This window comes from Pseudomonas sp. LAM2023 (assembly GCF_016620375.1).
GTDB classification, from domain to species: Bacteria; Pseudomonadota; Gammaproteobacteria; order Pseudomonadales; family Pseudomonadaceae; genus Aquipseudomonas; species Aquipseudomonas anuradhapurensis.
Genome location: NZ_JAENHV010000018.1, coordinates 1 through 1,211, shown reverse-complemented (window position 1 = coordinate 1,211; position 1,211 = coordinate 1). Strand labels below are relative to the sequence as shown.

The window sequence follows — 1,211 nt, the reverse complement described above, 5'->3', positions numbered from 1 at the left end:
AAGACCAAGGTGCTGGCCAACACCGGGCAACTGCGCGCGCTGGGGCCGGAGATGGCGCGGCAGTTGAACAAGCTGGCGGACCCGGGCACGCAGATGAGCATCGGCTGGATGCTGAATGTACTGAGCGGGGCGGTGAAGGGCTTTCGCAAGCGCAACAGGAACGGGCAGCCGGGGGTGAGCAAGCCGGGGACCGTGACGCAGGTGCAGCGGGAGAAGGGCAAGGGCGAGTTGGCGGTCAGCAGTGCCCAGGCCAAGGCCACTCAAACACCAAGCCCTGTAGAGCCTGGCTGCCCGATCCCCAGGCCGACGCCGAAGTCCACCACCGGGCGCAGCATCAGTTTTGCCCTGGGTTCCGAATTCATCATCCATACGGATTTCAGCCTGCCCGGCGCATTCCCGATCGATTGGCAGCGCATCTATCACTCCCGCCTGGCCGAGTATGACCAGGGTTGCCTGGGGGCTCGTTGGGTCACCGAATTCACCACCCGCATCGACGTGGTGGGCAACGGCCTGCTGTTCCATGACTTCGATGGCCGCAGCCATGAATTCGAGTTGCCCAAGGTCGGCAAGTCGCAGTTCAACGCCATCGAGGACCTGCTGCTGGTACGCAGCAGCGACGATGAGCTGGTGATCTGCCGTGGTTTCGTGCGCAAGGAGTATTACCTGCGCGTGGGCGACCGCTATTACCTGCGCAAGGTCCTGCTGCAGAACGATGCCGGTTGCATGCTGCACTACGAGCATCATCACGAGGGGCATCCGGTGCTGTCGGACATCATCACCTTCCAGGGCGATGTGAAGGACGTATTGCGCCACCTGGGCACCTTGATCGATGACCACGGCCAGATCACTGGCCTGTGGGAAATGCGCGACGGCCAGCCGCTGCGTCAGCTGTGCGCCTACCACTACGACAGTCAGGGCGACCTCGTTGCGGCCCAGGATGAGCACGGTGCTGCCTGGCACTACCAGTACCAGAATCACCTGGTTACCCGTTACACCGACCGCACCGGTCGCGGCATGAACCTGCAGTGGGATGGTAGCGCCTTCGACGCCAAGGCCACTCGTGAATGGGCCGATGACGGCAGTTACGACACGCGCCTGGAATGGGACGAGAACATTCGCCTGACCTACGTCACCGACGCCCACGGCCAGGAGACCTGGTACTACTACGACATCCTCGGCCACCTGTACCGCGTGCGCTATCCGGATGAGCG

At 63.0% G+C, this 1,211-nt stretch carries 1 protein-coding gene; it reads left to right on the top strand.

Annotated elements, in window-relative coordinates:
* Positions 1-1,211: DUF6531 domain-containing protein (locus JKP78_RS12490; protein WP_200626765.1), on the top strand; the 1,211-nt coding region annotated here is incomplete at both ends.